Consider the following 15,394-nt stretch of genomic DNA (forward strand, 5'->3'; position numbering starts at 1 on the left):
TAGCCCGGAGAGTCAAGCGTTTATTTCGCTGTCTTCTCGCTGACCCGGCGGCTTGTCAGTCGTTGTTCCCGGTCAGTGGAGGCGCATTATAGGGAGTTCTCGGCAGGCCGCAACCCCTATTTTCAATATTTTTTCCGACCGTTGAATGTTTAACCAAAACACCGTTAAAGCGGCAGTTTTTTCAACGATTTAAAGCCGTAGCTCTGCAAAACGGGCAATAAAGCGTCAGTATCTTCATTCAACGCCATGCAATAGGCCAGATTCTCTTCCTGGCTCGAGACCAGATTTTCCTGCGTCGAGATGAGCCAGGCGGTACGACGGGCAATCGCCGCGCCGGAATCCACCAGCCGGGTGCCTTCCGGCAACACCTGCATCAGCTCTTCAGCTAATAGAGGGAAATGGGTGCAGCCCAGCACGACGGTATCCGGCGGCTCGCGCATGCTCAGCCACGGATGCAGGATCTTCTTCAGTACCGGCAACGGCACGGCTTCGCCGTGCAGCTTAGCCTCCGCCAACTCCACCAGCTCTGAAGAGCCCAGCAGTTCAATCTTGCAGTCGGTAGCGAAACGGGAAATCAGTTCGTGGGTGTAGCTGCGTTGTACGGTGCCGCGGGTCGCCAACAGGCCGACGATGCCGTTAACGGTAAGACGGGCGGCAGGCTTGATGGCGGGCACCACGCCCACGACCGGGAAGCTGAAACGCTCGCGCAGGGCCGGCAAGGAAACGGTGCTGGCGGTGTTGCAGGCAATGACGACAATCGCCAGAGGATGCCGCTGCTGCACTGCGCCGACAATTTCCAGCACGCGCTCAACGATAAACTCTTCGGACTTCTCACCGTAGGGGAACGCCACGTTGTCGAAAGCGTATATATAGTGGAGATCCGGCAGCAACTGCCGAATCTCCTGATATACCGACAGCCCGCCGACGCCGGAATCGAAAACCAGCACCGTCGGGCGAGGTATGGCGGTGCTGTTAGAAGGTATAGCTTCCAGTGAGGTAGTATTCTCTTCCTGGAGTAGCGTAGCCATAGGCCGTCTCATAATCTTTATCAAACAGGTTGGCAATTCTACCACGAACTGTCAGATGAGATGTGACCGGATACGAAACTGCGAGATCCCACAGGCTCACGCCGCCGAGTTTCACGCTCTGCTCCGGATAGGTACTGTAGTCCTTGTCATAACGTTGACCCAAATATTGATAAGTCACCGCCCAGTCAAAGTCATACAGCTGCCAGTCCAGCTCATATTTCACCTGCTGTTTGGCGCGGCGCAGCAGCACTTCGTGAGTTTTTGCGTTGCGCGGGTCGACATAATCGTAACCAATCTGGTGCGTCAACGGGCCGGTATCAAACGAGGCCGTAGCTTCAATCCCTTTGATGGTGGCCTTACCCACGTTGTAATAGACGTAGTTGGTTTCCCCCGTGGAATCGATCAAATTGTCGATGTCGTTGCGATAACCGGAGATGCGCCAGGTCACCGGGCCGGTCAGCCCTTCAAAGCCACCTTCCCACTGCTTGCTTTCTTCCGGTTTCAGATCGGTGTTGTTACCGAAGTTGCCGTATAGCTGGCTCATATTCGGTGCTTTGAACGCCGTGCCATACGACGCGATAAAACGGTATCCCTCGACGAACTCCCAGGCCGCGCTGGTTTGCCAGGTGCCGTGCCAGCCAAACTCGGAATGATCGTCACCCCGAACCGCGCCTTCCAGCGTCACCGGGCCAACCAGTTGCTGCGCGGTCAGATAGATGCCTGCATCACGTTGGCTTTTTTCACCCTTTACGGTGGTGGAGTCCGGTTTGATTTTCTGTTGCTGCCAGTCGACGCCAGAGCTTACGGTCCCCTGTCCAACCTGCAGCGTATTGCCCCACTGCAGGTTGTACTGTTCGGAATCCACCAGGCTGGCCGAGCTATCATGCATACCGCGGCGAGGATCGTAATCGTAATCCTTGCTATGGCTGTAGCTGCCGGTCAATTGTGTTGCGTAAATGCCTTCTTTATAACGCAATCCGGTATCCCAGGTTTGGCTGTACAGCTTGCGAGTATCTAGCAGAGAGCTGGCCGGAGAGGAATAGTAACTATCGTACGCCGTGCGGTTGTCGTAGCCATACCCACGTACAAAACCGCTGACCGATTCGCTGAACTGATGCTCAAGCGCACCATACAGCGATTTACTCATAAAGCCATCGCGATCCTGCTGGCTTTGCATACCGGTACTGCCATAGGCCACCACGTCATACCCTTTGGTATAGGTGTAGTCACCCGCCACCGTCGCCACGGTGCTGTCGCCCAGCTGCTGTTGGGTCGACGCGTCATAGGATTGATAGCCGTTGGAGCCGAGGCCGGCGGAAAGCGTCGTGCCGTTCTTTTCGCGGGTGGTAATGATGTTGACCACGCCGCCGATGGCGTCGGAGCCGTACACCGCCGAACGCGGGCCGCGGATGTATTCGACTTTCTGCACCAGCGAAATTGGGATTTGGCTAAGATCGGAAGAGCCGCTGACGCCCGCCTGATTAAGGCGAATGCCGTCAATTAGCACCAGCACGTGGCTGGAGTTGGTGCCGCGAATAAACAGCGAGCTCTTTTGCCCCAGCCCGCCGTTCTGGCCAACATCCACGCCCGGCAGGCGGCGCATCACGTCGGTCAGGCTCTTGGCCTGCCAGCGATCGATATCGTTGCGGGTGACGATGGAAGTCGGCGCCAGCACGGAAGAAACCGGCTGCGGGAAGCGGTTGGCGGTCACCACCAGGTTATCGCCATTCGTGGTTGTGGTGTTGTCTTGCGCCCATCCAGAAAAAGCCGTGACGGAGGAAACCACCGCCAGCAGCGTATTTTTTGTAATTGTCATGAGAAAAGCATCCAAACTTAATTGGCGGATGCCGCAGGATCATGGCCGATAGTTCGCGACGGCCACGGACATTGCGACGTAACACCGGCAGGTCTTCGGGCTTGGGATTTGCAGGCCGCGGGGCGCGACCGGCAACGGGCGATGACTTCCCATCCTGCAATGGACAGTGTCTGCGTCGAAACGCTATCGCCGTGACTTCCCCTTACCGCTGCGCGTCAGCTCCGGATTCACACCGGATTCCCTTTTCACTCGCTGCTTGAGGCCGGACGGCAATGCTACGATCAATGAAAATAGATGTCTAGACTGCTACTAATGTTACAAATAATAAACGCGACAAAACTGGACTTCACGGGCTGATTCCCTACAATCCCCGCTGATCAAATTTGCCTGACGAGAAGACACACATGACGCCCGAGAATTTGCCTATTGAACGTTACGATGACCAACTGGCGGAGAAAGTCGCCCGCCTGAAGACGTTGATGTCACCGTTCGCGGCGCCCGAGCCGGAAGTGTTCCGCTCGCCAGTCGATCACTACCGCATGCGCGCCGAATTCCGCATCTGGCACGACGCGGACGACATGTACCACATCATGTTCGATCAGCAGACCAAGCAGCGTATTCGCGTCGATCGTTTCCCGGCCGCCAGCGAACTGATCAACCGCCTGATGAGCGCCCTGATCGCCGCGCTGAAACCGGAACCGATCCTGCGTCACAAGCTGTTCCAGATCGATTATCTGTCGACGCAAAGCGGCAAAATCATCGCCTCGCTGCTGTACCACCGCAAGCTGGATGACGTTTGGCAACGGCGCGCAGAACAGCTACGTGACGATCTGCGCGCGCAGGGTTTCGACCTGCAGCTGATCGGCCGGGCATCGAAGACCAAAATCATGCTCGACCAGGATTATGTTGACGAAGTGCTGCCGGTCGCCGGCCGCGACATGATCTACCGCCAGGTGGAAAACAGCTTCACTCAGCCCAACGCGGCCATGAACGTGCAGATGCTGGAATGGGCACTGGCGGTGACCGCCGGTTCCAAAGGCGATTTGCTGGAGCTGTATTGCGGCAACGGCAACTTCTCGCTGGCGCTGGCGCGCAATTTCGAGCGCGTGCTGGCGACCGAAATCGCCAAACCGTCGGTGGCGGCGGCGCAATACAACATCGCTGCCAACCATATCGACAACGTGCAGATCATTCGCATGGCGGCGGAAGACTTCACTCAGGCGATGAACGGGGTGCGCGAATTCAACCGATTGAAAGGCATCGATCTGAGCGGCTACAACTGCGAGACGATTTTCGTCGATCCGCCGCGCAGCGGGCTGGACGAGGAAACGGTGAAGATGGTGCAGGCCTACCCACGCATTCTCTATATCTCATGCAATCCGGAAACGCTGTGCGCCAACCTGGAAACGCTGCAGGCCACGCACCGGGTCAGCCGCCTGGCGCTGTTCGATCAGTTCCCGTATACCCATCACATGGAATGCGGCGTGCTGCTGGAAAAGCACCGCTGATACGACAGGGGCGCCATCATGGCGCCCCGTTTCATTACGACTCTTGAGTCGGCGCATCCGGCGCCTTGCGCGCCTTCAGTTTCATCCCGATCCACAGCACCAGCGCCACGCAGATCACCGACGGCAGGAAGTTGGAGCCGATCTGCGGATATTCGGCGCGCACGATGGCGCTGTACAGCAGCAGCCCCAGCAGGAAACAGGCCGCCGCCAGCTTCGGCATGCCGTCCGGCATGGCGCGGTTCAGGTAACGCTGATGCAGGCAGTACACCGCCAGCACCAACGCGATCAGCGGGAAGATCGAAAACGGCACCACCGAGCTGAACAGCGCGGCAAACGAACCGTTGATCGAAAGGCCGGCAATCAACGCCAGCAGTAAGGTGCCATTTTCACGGCCTGGTTTTTCCATCATTTTTTACCTTTTTTATACGTGGGACACAGAAGCTTTTTCTTGTTCGCGACGATACCAGTAATACGCCCCTTTGGAGATCATCCGCAGCTGCAGCACCAGCCGCTCTTCCAGCTGCTGCCGCTGCTCGACGTCGATATCCAGCGCTTCCGCGCCGGCGCTGAACACGATGGTGACCATCGCTTCCGCCTGCGCTTCGGTAAAGCTGCGCGGCATGTGGTTTTCCAACTCGAGGTAGTCCGCCAGTTCGGCGATGAAATGCTGGATCTCGCGCGCCACCGCCGCACGGAATGCCGCCGACGTGCCGGAGCGCTCGCGCAGCAGCAGACGAAAGGCGTTCGGGTTGTTGCCGATAAATTCCATAAAGGTGGACACCGAGGTGCGGATCACGCTGCCGCCCTTGGCGATGCGTTGGCGCGCCTGGCGCATCAACTGACGCAGCATCAGGCCGCTTTCGTCCACCATGGTCAGCCCCAGCTCATCCACATCGCGGAAATGGCGGTAAAACGACGTGGGCGCGATGCCCGCCTCGCGTGAAACTTCCCGCAGGCTCAGGCTGGCGAAGCTGCGTTCGGCGCTCAGCTGGCTGAATGCGGCTTCGATCAGGGAACGACGAGTCCGTTCTTTTTGTTGTGCTCTGACGCCCATATGCATATCCGGATAGGTTCCATTCTCTCAGTCTAACGCCCTAGACTCGGCAATATAGCAAATTTTATTGCAACAGCATTTATACTAACGCGCTCTATCACACTTCCGCCCTGAGCCGATTGTGCTTTGCCTCAAAAAGCCTAATGGTGATTGGGTGAGCAGCGCTATGATGTTAAGATACCGTTGTAATCTTGTATAAAAAAACAGGTCTCTCCTACATGCAACAGCACTATCAATTTGATGCCATTGTGATTGGCTCGGGCCCTGGTGGTGAAGGTGCCGCCATGGGGCTGGTGAAACAGGGCGCCCGCGTGGCCGTTATCGAACGGTACAACAACGTAGGCGGCGGATGTACCCACTGGGGCACCATCCCTTCCAAAGCCCTCCGCCACGCCGTCAGCCGCATTATCGAATTCAACCAGAACCCGCTTTACAACAACTCGCGCACGCTCAGCGCGACCTTCCCTGACATTTTACGCCACGCCGATAACGTCATCAGCCAGCAAACCCGCATGCGCCAAGGGTTCTATGAGCGGAACCAGTGCAAACTGTTCGCCGGCGACGCGCGTTTCATCGACGCCAACACCGTCAGCGTCAGCTACATGGACGGCACCCAGGACACCATCCGCGCCGACCACATCGTGATCGCCTGCGGCTCGCGCCCTTATCACCCGGCCAGCGTCGATTTCAATCACCCGCGCATCTATGACAGCGACTCCATTCTCGAGCTGAGCCATGAACCGCGCCACGTGATCATTTACGGCGCCGGGGTGATCGGCTGCGAATACGCGTCTATCTTCCGCGGTCTGAACGTCAAGGTCGATCTGATCAACACCCGCGATCGCCTGCTGGCATTCCTCGATCAGGAGATGTCGGATTCGCTCTCTTACCACTTCTGGAACAACGGCGTGGTGATCCGCCACAACGAGGAGTTCGAGAAGATTGAAGGCACCGAAGACGGCGTGATCGTGCACCTGAAGTCCGGCAAGAAGGTGAAAGCGGACTGCCTGCTGTACGCCAACGGCCGTACCGGCAACACAGATTCGCTGGGGTTGGAAAACGTCGGCCTGGAATCGGACAGCCGCGGGCTGCTGAAGGTGAACAGCATGTACCAAACCGCGCTGTCGCACATCTATGCGGTCGGTGACGTGATCGGCTATCCGAGCCTGGCTTCCGCCGCCTACGATCAGGGCCGCATCGCCGCGCAGGCGATCGCTTCCGGCGAGGCCAGCGGCCACCTAATCGAAGATATCCCGACCGGCATCTACACCATTCCGGAAATCAGCTCCGTCGGTAAAACCGAGCAGGAACTGACGGCGATGAAGGTGCCGTATGAAGTGGGCCGCGCCCAGTTCAAGCATCTGGCGCGCGCGCAGATCGCCGGGATGAACGTAGGCAGCCTGAAGATCCTGTTCCATCGCGACACCCTGCAGATCCTCGGGATCCACTGCTTCGGCGAGCGTGCGGCGGAGATCATCCACATCGGTCAGGCGATCATGGAACAGAAAGGTGAAGGCAATACTATCGAGTATTTCGTTAATACGACCTTCAACTATCCGACCATGGCCGAAGCCTACCGGGTGGCGGCGCTTAACGGCTTAAACCGCCTGTTTTAACGCGTTGTCGATGTAGCCCTGCATGTGCTCGCGGATCGCTTCGGCCAACTGCTCATAACGGCTGCGCAGTGGGGAACCGGGGCGATACACCAACGCGATGGTGCGCTTCGGTTCCGGCTTGTAGCAATCCAGATAGCAGACGCCGTCGCGTTCGCGCTGCGGCGGCACCGCCAGTGACGGCAGCAGGGTAATGCCGCTGCCGGCCGCGACCATATTACGCAGCGTTTCCAGACTGGTGGCGCGGAAGTGAGTATCTTCATCCGCGCCCGCCTGGAAGCAGAAGCCCATCGCCTGATCGCGCAGGCAGTGGCCATCCTCCAGCATCAGCAGCTTCTCACCCGCCAAATCCGGCATCGCCACGCGCTCGCGCTGCGCCCACGGGTGATCGGAATACACCGCCAGCTTCATCGGTTCATCGAACAGAGGCACTTCGATAAACGCCTCGGTTTCCTTCACCAGCGCCAGAATGGCGCAGTCCAATTTGCCGCTGTCGAGTTGCGCCAGCAGTTGCTGGGTTTGCGCTTCGTGCAGGTACATTTCCAGCTTCGGGAAAGTTTTGTGCAGCGTCGGGATGATCTGCGGCAGCAGATAAGGCCCCACGGTCGGGATCAGGCCGATGTGCAGCGGCCCGGACATGGCTTCGCCCTGCTGGCTGGCCATCTCCTTCAATACTTTCACTTCGCGCAGCACGGTACGTGCCTGCTCCACCAGCAACAGACCCGCCTGGGTGAACAGCACCTTGCGGCTGGTGCGCTCGAGCAGCATGACGCCCAACTCGTCTTCCAGCTTGCGGATCTGCCCGCTCAGCGTGGGCTGGCTCACATGGCATGAATCGGCCGCACGGCGGAAGTGCCGGTGCTCGGCCAAGGCGACCAGATACTCTAAATCACGAATATTCATTGTTTCCCTCCATTCCATGATAGCTCATGGCGATAGATAAGATAGCAATGAGCGATTAGATCTATCAAGCCCCAGCGACAATAATGTGTCCCAACGAAGCGATATCGCGCTAAATGCTAAAAATTACTTTTCCTAATTAAGGGGTTAATCAATGTTTACCAGTCAAGAAGGCAAGAAAGTTCCTCAGGTTACTTTCCACACCCGTCAGGGCGACCAATGGATTGATGTGACCACTGATGACCTGTTCAAAAACAAAACCGTTATCGTGTTCTCGCTGCCGGGCGCATTTACGCCAACCTGTTCTTCGAGCCATCTGCCGCGCTACAACGAACTGTCCAGCGTATTCAAGCAGCACGGCGTCGACGGCATTCTGTGCGTCTCGGTGAACGATACCTTTGTGATGAACGCCTGGAAAGCCGATCAACATGCGGAAAACATCACCTTCGTGCCGGACGGCAACGGTGAATTCACCAAAGGCATGAACATGCTGGTCGAGAAAGCGGATCTGGGCTTTGGCCCGCGTTCATGGCGCTACTCGATGCTGGTGCGCGACGGCGTGGTCGAGAAAATGTTCGTCGAACCGAACAAGCCGGGCGATCCGTTTGAAGTGTCCGACGCCGACACCATGCTGAAATACCTGGCGCCGGAATTCAAAGTGCAGGAGTCGGTCTCCCTGTTCACCAAGCCGGGCTGCCCATTCTGCGCCAAAGCCAAGCAGATGCTGCAAGAGCGCGGCATTCAGTATGAAGAGATCGTACTGGGCAAAGACGCCACCACCGTCAGCCTGCGCGCCGTCAGCGGCCGCGCCACGGTGCCGCAAGTGTTCATCGGCGGCCGTCACATCGGCGGCAGCGACGATCTGGAAAGTTTCCTGTCAGCTTAATAAGTAATAACAAAGCCAACGTGAACTTTGGCGGGCTACGGCCCGCCCTTTTTTTACCTTTCAGGAGCGGATATGAAACTGTTGAACGTTGATGTTGCGGTCATCGGCGGCGGCACCGCAGGGCTCGGCGCCTATCGCGCGGCCAAACTGTCTACCCCCAGCGTGGTGATGATCGAAGGCGGGCCTTACGGCACCACCTGTGCGCGCGTTGGCTGCATGCCATCCAAATTATTGATAGCCGCCGCCGAAGCGGTGCATCAAATCGAACGCGCGCCGGGCTTTGGCGTGCACCCAACCGGTACAACCCGCATCGACGGGCGCGAAGTGATGGCGCGCGTCAAACGCGAACGCGATCGCTTCGTCAGCTTCGTGCTGGAAGGCGTGGACGAGATCCCGGCCGGCGACAAAATTCAGGGCTATGCCCGCTTTATCGACGACAACACGCTGCAGGTCGACGAGCATACGCGCATCGTGGCGCAGCGCATCGTGATCGCCACCGGTTCCCGCCCCAGCTGGCCGGCGCCGTGGAACGAACTGGGCGATCGTCTGATCGTCAACGACGATCTGTTCAACTGGGATGATTTGCCGCAGTCCGTAGCGGTATTCGGCCCCGGCGTCATCGGGCTCGAGCTGGGGCAAGCGCTGCACCGCCTCGGTGTCGACACCAAGGTCTTCGGCATCGGCGGCGCCGTCGGGCCGCTGACCGACAGCGCCGTGCGCGACTACGCCGCCAACGCGCTGGGGGAAGAGTTCTATCTCGACGCCGACGTGAAGGTAGAGATGATGCAGCGCGAAGGCGACCGCGTATTTATCCGCTATCGGGATCTGCAGGGCCAACCGCAGGAGATCCTGGTGGACTACGTGCTGGCCGCCACCGGCCGCCGCCCCAACGTCGATCGGCTGGGCCTCGAAAACACCGGCTTACAGCTCGACGCCCGAGGCGTGCCGTTGGCCGACCGCCTGACGATGCAAACCAGCGTGCCGCATATTTTCATTGCCGGCGACGCCAGCAACCAGCTGCCGCTGCTGCATGAGGCCAGCGATCAGGCGCGCATCGCCGGCGCCAACGCCGGCAGCTTCCCGGAGATCAATCCGGGCCTGCGCCGCAGCGCGATTTCAGTGGTGTTCTCCGATCCGCAGATCGCCATGGTCGGCTCGACCTTCCGCGAGCTGAGCGAGAAGTTCAGCGCCTGCGGCTGCTTTGAAGTGGGCAAGGTCTCGTTTGAGAATCAGGGCCGCTCGCGGGTGATGCTGCGCAACAAAGGCATTCTGCACGTCTACGGCGAGCAAGGCACCGGCCGTTTCCTCGGCGCGGAAATGATCGGCCCGGACGCCGAACACATCGCGCACCTGTTGGCCTGGGCGCATCAGCAACAGATGACCATCGATCAGATGCTGGACATGCCGTTCTATCACCCGGTGATCGAGGAAGGCTTGCGCACTGCGCTGCGTGACCTGCAGGCGAAACTCAAACTCGGCACGACCGAAATCGAGCGCTGCCAGCGCTGCCCGGGCGAATAACCTCTCATTCTCTGCTCATCCCCACCGGGCCTTCAGGCCCGGTTTTTTTGCGCAGCACTTTCCACATTTTCCTCCCTCCTCTTGCCTCACGGCCCTTCTGCGCTCATTTTTTATGCTTCGACACTGAAGCGATACCAATAACGATACTAGAATAAAGCAGGGAGCCAGAATGGAGGAAGAACATGGCAAAGCATGAACACTATACCTATCGCATCACCTGGTCAGCGGATGATCGTGAATATGTCGGGCTGTGCGCCGAATTCCCCTCGTTGTCCTGGCTGGCCGCCACGCGTAGCGACGCGCTGGAGGGTATCGAAAAAGTGGTGAGCGAAACGATCGCCGATATGTTGGCGCAAGGCGAAACGCCGCCGCAGGCGCTGGCGGAAAAGAACTTCAGCGGAAAACTGGTGTTGCGCATGACGCCGGAACAGCATCGGCGGCTGGCGATCGGCGCGATGGAGGAAGGCGTGAGCCTGAACCGCTATCTGTGTGCACGTCTGGCGGGGTAAAGGTTCAAGGGCGGCACCGGGCCGCCCTTGTCGTCGTCAAGCCAAACGCTGTTTCGCTGCGGCGATTGCCGCGGCCACCTGCTGCGGCGCGACGCCGCCTTTGGCCGCACGCTTGTCCAGGCAGGATTGCAAGGCCAGGATCGGGTAAACGTCGTCGCCGATCGTTGCGCTGAACTGCTGCAAGTCCGCCAGCGGCAGCGCTTCCAGCGGTTTGCCCTGGCGAATCGCTTCTACCACCGCCTCGCCGACGATATGGTGCGCTTCGCGGAACGGCACGCCCTTGGCGACCAGGTAATCCGCCAGTTCGGTGGCGTTGGCATAGCCCTGCTCCGCCGCTTCCTGGCAGCGCGGGCGCTTCACCTGAATGCCGTCCAGCACCAGCGCCGCCATCTGCAGGCAGTCCATCCAGGTGTCGAGCGCGTCGAACAGCCCTTCTTTATCTTCCTGCATGTCTTTGTTGTACGCCAGCGGCAGGCCTTTCAGCGTCATCATCATGCCGGTCAGCGCGCCCTGCACGCGGCCGCACTTGCCGCGGATCAGCTCCAGCGCGTCCGGGTTTTTCTTCTGCGGCATCAGCGAAGAGCCGGAGGTCACGCGGTCGGACAGCTCGACAAACGCCGCTTCACCGCTGTTGAAGAAGATCAGGTCTTCGGCGAAGCGCGACAGGTGCACCATGCTGATGGCGGCGTTGGACAGCAGCTCCAGCACGTGATCGCGATCGGATACGCTGTCCAGGCTGTTGCGGGTCGCCGAGGCGAAGCCCAGCCAGCCGGCCAGCTGCTCGCGATCGATAGGATAAGCGGTGCCGGCCAGCGCGCCGCTGCCCAGCGGGCTGACGTCCAGCCGTTTCAGGGTATCCTGCAGGCGGCTCTCATCGCGCGCCAGCATCTCGACATAGGCCAGGCACCAGTGCGCGAAAGTCACCGGCTGCGCGCGTTGCAGGTGGGTATACCCCGGCATCACCGCATCCTGGTTGGCTTCGGCGGTCTCCACCAGCGCCTGCTGCAGCTGGACGATCGCCTGATGCAGGTCGCCGATCTGCTGTTTGCACCACAGCTTCAGATCGGTCGCGACCTGATCGTTGCGGCTGCGGCCGGTGTGCAGCTTCTTGCCCAAATCGCCGACCTTCTCGATCAGCTTCTGCTCCACCCAGCTGTGGATGTCTTCGGCATCGCTTTGGACGATCGCCAAAGGATCGGCCTGAACTTCCGTCAGTAGCGCATTCAGCGCCTGCTCCAGCTGCTGTTGCTCCGTTGCCGTCAACACGTTAACGGTCACCAGCGCCTTCGACCAGGCCACCGAGCCCACGATATCCTGCTCCGCCAGGCGATAATCGAACCGCAGCGAATCGTTGAGTTGCTTGAACCGCTGATCCGCCGCCTGAGTGAACCGTCCGCCCCAAAGTGCCATATCTTACTCCTGAATTTTTATGCGAAAGGGCGCAGCATGCTGCGCCCTTGCAGAGTCACGCCAATCGATTATTTATTCTTTTTCTCGTTCAACGCGCGGATGCGTGAAGACAGAGAGAACAGGCGGATAAAGCCGCCCGCGTGGCTGTGATCGTAAACTTCGTCTTCGCCGAAGGTGGCGAACTCTTCGGAGTACAGGCTGTTGGCGGATTTTTTCTGGATCGCCGTCACCTGGCCTTTGTACAGCTGCAGCACCACTTCACCGTTCACCTCTTCAGCCAATGCTTCGGCAGAGGCCTGCAGCGAGCGGCGCAGCGGCGCGAACCAGCGGCCGTCGTACACCACATAGGACATCTCCAGACCCAGCTGCTCGCGCCATTTGAAGCTGTCGCGGTCCAGCACCAGCTGCTCGACGGCGCGCAGCGCCGCCACCATGATGGTGCCCCCCGGGGTTTCATAGCAGCCGCGGGATTTGATGCCCACCAGGCGGTTTTCCACGATGTCGATACGGCCGACGCCGTGTTTGGCGCCCAGCGCGTTCAGGGTTTCCAAGCACTGGTACGGCGACAGCGCTTTACCGTTAACCGCCACAACGCGGCCTTTCTCAACGGTCACGGTCACCTGCTCAGGCTGGTCCGGCGCTTCCTGCGGATCGACGGTCCACACCCAGCAATCTTTGTTCGGCGCATTCCACGGGCTTTCCAGCACGCCGCCTTCGGTGGAGATGTGCCAGGCGTTTTCATCGCGGCTGTAGATCTTCTCCAGCGACGCGGTGGTCGGGATGTTGCGCTCTTTCAGGTAATCCAGCAGCGCTTCACGGGAACGCAGATTCCACTCACGCCACGGTGCCACCACTTTCAGCTGCGGCGCCAGCGCGGTGTAGGTGGTCTCGAAACGCACCTGATCGTTGCCTTTGCCGGTCGCACCGTGGCACAGCGCGTCGGCGCCCACTTTCAACGCCAGCTCGACCTGCGCCTTGGCGATGATCGGCCGCGCCATCGAGGTGCCCAGCAGGTAGCTGCCCTCGTACAGGGCGCCGGTCTGCAGCACCGGATAAACGTAATCGCGGATAAATTCTTCACGCAGATCGACCACGTGACATTCAGAGGCACCGGACTGCAGGGCTTTTTGCTCCACGCCTTCCAGATCGCTGCGCTCCTGACCGATGTCCGCCACGAACGCCACCACTTCACAGCCGCCGTAGTTCTCTTTCAGCCATGGAATGATGGCCGAGGTATCCAGGCCGCCGGAGTACGCCAGAACGATTTTTTTGATGCCTTGGTTTTGCATGATCTATTCCTTTCTAATTCTAAAATTAAGCGAGGATCCGGGTGCCAATCGACACACCGTTAAACAAAGCAGGAAGCTGATCGGCATGGCGCCAGCTGGCGATATCCACCGGGCGGCCGAGGGTGCGGGCAGCGTCGAGCGCCGCATTCACCTTCACCACCATACCATCGGTGATAATGCCTTGCGCGATCAGTTGTTCCGCTTTTTGCGCCGTCATTTCCGCAATGCGTTGCCCCTTGCCGTCGAGGATGCCGCTGACGTCCGACAGCAGGATCAGATCCGCCCCCAGCGTCGCCGCCAGCGCCGTCGCCGCCTGATCGGCGTTCACGTTCATTAACTGCCCATCGGCGGTGATGCCGATGGAGCTGACAACCGGCAGGTAGCCGGCGCTCAGCAGGGTATTGAGCAGCGCGGGGGAACCGGGCTGCGCGTTGCCGACGTGGCCCAATGCCGGATCGAGCGGGGTCACGACCGCGCTGCCGCCATCCGCCAGGCTCAGGCCGACGGCGTTGATTTGGTGTTTAATCGCCCACGCCAGCAGCGTTTTGTTGGCGGTGCCGGCCAGCGCGCCGGTGATGATGTCGATCTGATCGGCCGGCGTGACCCGCAGGCCGTTCTTTTTCACCACCGGCAAAGAGAGCTGCTTCATCAGTTCGTCCACCACGCAGCCGCCGCCGTGCACGATCACCAGCGGGCGCTGATGCTGCTGCCGGTAGCTGTCCAGCGCGGTAAACAGGCGCTCCAGCGCTTCTTCACTGTCTAATAACACGCCACCTAACTTGATAATTAACGGGTTCATTGCTGTTTACTCACGCTGGTTTAAAGGAGTGACTGGGTTTCCGGGAAGCCGAAACGGATATTCAGGCATTGCACCGCCTGCGCCGCCGCGCCTTTCAGCAGGTTGTCTTCCACCGCTACGGCGATCAGATGCTCGCCCTGCACCGCAAAACCGATGTCGCAGAACGGCAGCCCCACCACCGCTTTCAGCGCCGGCACGCCCTGGTCGTATAACCGCACCAGCGGCTTGTCGTCATAGGCGGCATGATAGGCGGCCGCGACGTCCTGCGCGGTCACGCCGGCCTTCAGGCGGCAGGTGATGGTTTCAAGGATACCGCGCGGGAAGTTGCCCAGGTGCGGCGTAAAGATAACCGGCACGCCCAGGTGCGCGGCGATCTCCGGCTGGTGCCGATGAGTGAAAATACCGTACGGCTGCAGGCTCACTTCGCAGAAGCTGGTGGTCATGCTGGCCTTACGACCGGCGCCGCTGACGCCGCTGGTGGCGTTGATCACCGGCCACTGGTCGAGGTTCAGCAGCTGCTTCTCGATCAACGGCTTCAGCGCCAGCTGCGCCGCCGTCGGGTAACAGCCCGGCACGGCAATCAGCTGCGCCTGTTTAATCTTGTCGCTCTGCCATTCCGCCAGGCCGTATACCGCCTGCTCCAGCAGGGCGCCATGCTGATGTTCAAAACCGTAGTACTGGCTATAAAAACCGGCGTCCTGCACGCGGAAGGCGCCCGACAGATCGAACACCACGCAGCCCGCCGCCAAGAAGGCCGGTGCGATATCGTGGCTGACTTCATGGGCGGTGGCGAGGAACACCACGTCGATGCCCTGCGCCGCCTTGGCAACGTCGGTCAACGGCTGCAGCGGCAGATCGACGATGCCTTTCAACTGGGGATGGAGATCGGAAAGCAACTTTCCTGCATCTGCACTTTGCGCTGAAACCGCTAAAGCGGTTATGTTCATGTGTGGGTGGCGATTCAGGTAAGCCGTGAGCTCCGCTCCGGCGTAACCGCTGGCACCAACGATCAGCGTATTCAACATGTGGCCTTTCACCTTCTAAACTGACGTGCGGTCGCT

At 59.6% G+C, this 15,394-nt stretch carries 14 protein-coding genes and 1 riboswitch; of the genes, 5 read left to right on the forward strand and 9 right to left on the reverse strand.

Annotated elements, in window-relative coordinates:
* Positions 1-164: 164 nt before the first annotated feature.
* Positions 165-1,028 (reverse strand): glutamate racemase, encoded by an 864-nt coding sequence (murI, locus tag ACJ8PI_RS23310; RefSeq protein ID WP_164134786.1) that lies wholly within the window; start codon positions 1,026-1,028, stop codon positions 165-167.
* A complete protein-coding gene (gene btuB / locus ACJ8PI_RS23315) occupies positions 973-2,844 on the reverse strand; it encodes a TonB-dependent vitamin B12 receptor BtuB (RefSeq protein WP_060453255.1) in 1,872 nt (623 codons plus the stop codon). The genes murI and btuB overlap by 56 nt, the downstream gene beginning before the upstream one ends.
* 69 nt (positions 2,845-2,913) lie before the next feature.
* Positions 2,914-3,133: riboswitch (cobalamin riboswitch) on the reverse strand.
* Between the two features lie 115 nt (positions 3,134-3,248).
* Here btuB and trmA point away from each other — a divergent pair.
* Positions 3,249-4,352, forward strand: coding sequence for a tRNA (uridine(54)-C5)-methyltransferase TrmA (gene trmA / locus ACJ8PI_RS23320; protein ID WP_033636420.1), 1,104 nt, complete (start codon positions 3,249-3,251; stop codon positions 4,350-4,352).
* A gap of 34 nt (positions 4,353-4,386) precedes the next feature.
* On the opposite strand, the gene ACJ8PI_RS23325 is transcribed toward trmA, so the two are convergent.
* Both ACJ8PI_RS23325 and fabR read right to left on the reverse strand, forming a co-directional pair.
* Positions 4,387-4,758 (reverse strand): YijD family membrane protein, encoded by a 372-nt coding sequence (locus ACJ8PI_RS23325; RefSeq protein ID WP_025304650.1) that lies wholly within the window; start codon positions 4,756-4,758, stop codon positions 4,387-4,389.
* A 15-nt stretch (positions 4,759-4,773) separates the two neighbouring features.
* Positions 4,774-5,406, reverse strand: a complete 633-nt coding sequence (gene fabR / locus ACJ8PI_RS23330; RefSeq protein WP_004931044.1) for an HTH-type transcriptional repressor FabR — start codon at positions 5,404-5,406, stop codon at positions 4,774-4,776.
* A gap of 218 nt (positions 5,407-5,624) precedes the next feature.
* Here fabR and sthA point away from each other — a divergent pair, with 218 nt between their 5' ends.
* Positions 5,625-7,022, forward strand: a complete 1,398-nt coding sequence (gene sthA / locus ACJ8PI_RS23335) for a Si-specific NAD(P)(+) transhydrogenase (protein WP_004931047.1) — start codon at positions 5,625-5,627, stop codon at positions 7,020-7,022.
* On the opposite strand, the gene oxyR is transcribed toward sthA, so the two are convergent.
* Positions 7,005-7,922: a DNA-binding transcriptional regulator OxyR gene (oxyR, locus tag ACJ8PI_RS23340; protein WP_033636422.1), complete on the reverse strand. Its 918-nt coding sequence runs from the start codon at positions 7,920-7,922 to the stop codon at positions 7,005-7,007. The two genes, sthA and oxyR, sit on opposite strands and share 18 nt — an antisense overlap.
* Before the next feature lie 151 nt (positions 7,923-8,073).
* Here oxyR and ACJ8PI_RS23345 point away from each other — a divergent pair, with 151 nt between their 5' ends.
* The 3 genes from ACJ8PI_RS23345 (at position 8,074) to ACJ8PI_RS23355 (ending at position 10,835) form a co-directional block, all read left to right on the forward strand.
* Complete coding sequence (locus ACJ8PI_RS23345) at positions 8,074-8,805, forward strand: glutathione peroxidase (RefSeq protein WP_164134785.1); 732 nt, start codon at positions 8,074-8,076, stop codon at positions 8,803-8,805.
* Positions 8,806-8,877: 72 nt separating this feature from the next.
* Positions 8,878-10,326 carry a dihydrolipoyl dehydrogenase gene (locus ACJ8PI_RS23350; RefSeq protein WP_164134784.1) on the forward strand — a complete coding sequence of 483 codons (1,449 nt, stop codon included), beginning with the start codon at positions 8,878-8,880 and terminating at the stop codon, positions 10,324-10,326.
* Positions 10,327-10,508: 182 nt separating this feature from the next.
* Positions 10,509-10,835 carry a type II toxin-antitoxin system HicB family antitoxin gene (locus tag ACJ8PI_RS23355; protein ID WP_164134783.1) on the forward strand — a complete coding sequence of 109 codons (327 nt, stop codon included), beginning with the start codon at positions 10,509-10,511 and terminating at the stop codon, positions 10,833-10,835.
* A gap of 36 nt (positions 10,836-10,871) precedes the next feature.
* Here ACJ8PI_RS23355 and argH read toward each other — a convergent pair whose 3' ends face one another.
* The 4 genes from argH to argC all read right to left on the reverse strand — a co-directional run bounded on the left by argH (position 10,872) and on the right by argC (position 15,358).
* On the reverse strand, positions 10,872-12,245 hold the full coding sequence (gene argH / locus ACJ8PI_RS23360; protein ID WP_043140965.1) for an argininosuccinate lyase: 1,374 nt from the start codon (positions 12,243-12,245) through the stop codon (positions 10,872-10,874).
* A 68-nt stretch (positions 12,246-12,313) separates the two neighbouring features.
* The gene (locus ACJ8PI_RS23365) at positions 12,314-13,534 is read right to left on the reverse strand and encodes an argininosuccinate synthase (protein WP_033649897.1); all 1,221 of its coding nucleotides are present in this window, start codon (positions 13,532-13,534) and stop codon (positions 12,314-12,316) included.
* A gap of 25 nt (positions 13,535-13,559) precedes the next feature.
* Positions 13,560-14,333, reverse strand: coding sequence for an acetylglutamate kinase (gene argB, locus ACJ8PI_RS23370; RefSeq protein WP_033636427.1), 774 nt, complete (start codon positions 14,331-14,333; stop codon positions 13,560-13,562).
* Between the two features lie 20 nt (positions 14,334-14,353).
* Positions 14,354-15,358 carry an N-acetyl-gamma-glutamyl-phosphate reductase gene (gene argC / locus ACJ8PI_RS23375; protein WP_025304655.1) on the reverse strand — a complete coding sequence of 335 codons (1,005 nt, stop codon included), beginning with the start codon at positions 15,356-15,358 and terminating at the stop codon, positions 14,354-14,356.
* Positions 15,359-15,394 lie beyond the last annotated feature (36 nt).

It is taken from the genome of Serratia sp. CY82433 (assembly GCF_052166535.1).
In the GTDB taxonomy this organism is placed as follows: Bacteria; Pseudomonadota; Gammaproteobacteria; order Enterobacterales; family Enterobacteriaceae; genus Serratia; species Serratia sarumanii.

Coding starts and splice junctions, on each gene's coding strand:
- murI (WP_164134786.1), bottom strand. CDS start 1,028: ATGGCTACGCTACTCCAGGAAGAGAATACTACCTCACTGGAAGCTATA.
- btuB (WP_060453255.1), bottom strand. CDS start 2,844: ATGACAATTACAAAAAATACGCTGCTGGCGGTGGTTTCCTCCGTCACG.
- trmA (WP_033636420.1), top strand. CDS start 3,249: ATGACGCCCGAGAATTTGCCTATTGAACGTTACGATGACCAACTGGCG.
- ACJ8PI_RS23325 (WP_025304650.1), bottom strand. CDS start 4,758: ATGGAAAAACCAGGCCGTGAAAATGGCACCTTACTGCTGGCGTTGATT.
- fabR (WP_004931044.1), bottom strand. CDS start 5,406: ATGGGCGTCAGAGCACAACAAAAAGAACGGACTCGTCGTTCCCTGATC.
- sthA (WP_004931047.1), top strand. CDS start 5,625: ATGCAACAGCACTATCAATTTGATGCCATTGTGATTGGCTCGGGCCCT.
- oxyR (WP_033636422.1), bottom strand. CDS start 7,922: ATGAATATTCGTGATTTAGAGTATCTGGTCGCCTTGGCCGAGCACCGG.
- ACJ8PI_RS23345 (WP_164134785.1), top strand. CDS start 8,074: ATGTTTACCAGTCAAGAAGGCAAGAAAGTTCCTCAGGTTACTTTCCAC.
- ACJ8PI_RS23350 (WP_164134784.1), top strand. CDS start 8,878: ATGAAACTGTTGAACGTTGATGTTGCGGTCATCGGCGGCGGCACCGCA.
- ACJ8PI_RS23355 (WP_164134783.1), top strand. CDS start 10,509: ATGGCAAAGCATGAACACTATACCTATCGCATCACCTGGTCAGCGGAT.
- argH (WP_043140965.1), bottom strand. CDS start 12,245: ATGGCACTTTGGGGCGGACGGTTCACTCAGGCGGCGGATCAGCGGTTC.
- ACJ8PI_RS23365 (WP_033649897.1), bottom strand. CDS start 13,534: ATGCAAAACCAAGGCATCAAAAAAATCGTTCTGGCGTACTCCGGCGGC.
- argB (WP_033636427.1), bottom strand. CDS start 14,333: ATGAACCCGTTAATTATCAAGTTAGGTGGCGTGTTATTAGACAGTGAA.
- argC (WP_025304655.1), bottom strand. CDS start 15,358: ATGTTGAATACGCTGATCGTTGGTGCCAGCGGTTACGCCGGAGCGGAG.